Annotated in this window: 2 protein-coding genes; both read left to right on the forward strand. The window is 25.9% G+C overall.

The annotated features are described in order from the left end of the window. The first annotated feature begins 96 nt into the window (after positions 1-96). Positions 97-612, forward strand: coding sequence for a hypothetical protein (locus AQ1689_RS03840; RefSeq protein ID WP_101955244.1), 516 nt, complete (start codon positions 97-99; stop codon positions 610-612). Continuing rightward, positions 612-1,349, forward strand: coding sequence for an adenylate/guanylate cyclase domain-containing protein (locus tag AQ1689_RS03845; RefSeq protein WP_101955245.1), 738 nt, complete (start codon positions 612-614; stop codon positions 1,347-1,349). The genes AQ1689_RS03840 and AQ1689_RS03845 overlap by 1 nt, the downstream gene beginning before the upstream one ends. The last annotated feature ends 102 nt before the right edge of the window (positions 1,350-1,451 follow it).

Below are 1,451 nucleotides of genomic sequence, written 5' to 3' on the forward strand. Positions count from 1 at the left end.
ATCGAATATAAATCGTATCGAAGAAATAAAAAAAATCTGGAATTATTAACCTTATAAATTCAAAAAAAAGGTCAACCTATTTCAGGACAATACATTATGAAAAAAACTGAATTTGCATTAGAATCATTTAAAAACATTCAAGAATTAATTAAATTTGTTGAACAAAAATCTGGAGCTGTTCTTGTAATAGCTGGTTTAATATTTACTGGATATATAGAGTTTTTAAAAAATCTTGAATTTTCGGAAATTTCATCTATTAGTTTATTTGGAGTAATAGTATTTCTTTCAAGTATTTCCACTGCAATCAGTTTAATGCTTCTAATTCATAAATCAATTTTCAAAGTTTTGAAACCAAGATTAGCTAAAAATTATCAAGGAAATGAAATTTCATTAATGTATTATGAGCATTTATGCTGCATAGACAGAGATGAAATTTATAGTAAGTATGAGAACCTTACAGAAAAAAAAATACTAAAAGATATAATAGGACAACAACACGAAATAGCTAAAATTCTTTCCGAAAAAATATTAGAATTAGGAAAAACATTTAATTATTTATTTATCTCATTGTTTTCTGTAATAATATTCATAATAAATACATTTCAATTATAATGGCATTAAAAGATGATATAAAAAATAAAGTAAAAACAATATTAGATGATGCGTTTACTGTAACCGATATTACATATATTCCTAAAATAGACGATTCTAAACTTACTTTTGGGAATACTGGATTAAAGTTTTTTGGTTCTGTTTTATTTATAGATATGAGAGGGTCAACAAAACTTTTAAATTCACACAATAAGACAACTGTTGCTAAATTACATATGGCTTATTTTCATACAGTAGTAAAAATAGCTAATAGTCTTGATGGGAATGTTAGAAGTTTTAATGGAGATAGTGCCTTAGTTTTTTTTGAAGGCAACAATAAAAAAGCTATATCAACTGCTGTGAAATGTGCTATGCAAATTAAATATATGATTGACAATAGTAGTAGTGGAATAAATGAACTGCTTAAAAAATATACTAAATTAGACTTTGGAATAGGTATTGACCACGGTTCTGTTTTATGTACAAAAGTTGGAATTGGAGGAGAACATAATAGAGATTTATTTTGGATTGGTAACAGCGTAAATAAATCAACAAGATTGGGTGACAAAAGTAAAAGCCCCAATCATATTTCTATTTCAAGTTATGTTTACACAAATTTACTGGACTATGCAAAATATGGAAATCGAAAAAACATTTATGGACAAGATCAAAAAGTAGATATGTGGACACGTTCAACATTTACTTATAACGGTAAAATGGAATATTATTATTATACTGATTGGCATTGGAAATTGTAAAAGCCTACAAAGAACTGAGCTAAAAAACAACTCTTTTCTTGATTAAGTTTATACATTATTATTCTAGGCTCATAATTCTATAAATTAGTTTTTTGAGCTTTT

Source organism: Tenacibaculum finnmarkense (assembly GCF_900239185.1).
Lineage (GTDB): Bacteria > Bacteroidota > Bacteroidia > Flavobacteriales > Flavobacteriaceae > Polaribacter > Polaribacter finnmarkensis.

Excerpts from the sequence above, each read along its gene's own strand:
- AQ1689_RS03840 (WP_101955244.1), top strand. The coding sequence starts at position 97 with ATGAAAAAAACTGAATTTGCATTAGAATCATTTAAAAACATTCAAGAA.
- AQ1689_RS03845 (WP_101955245.1), top strand. The coding sequence starts at position 612 with ATGGCATTAAAAGATGATATAAAAAATAAAGTAAAAACAATATTAGAT.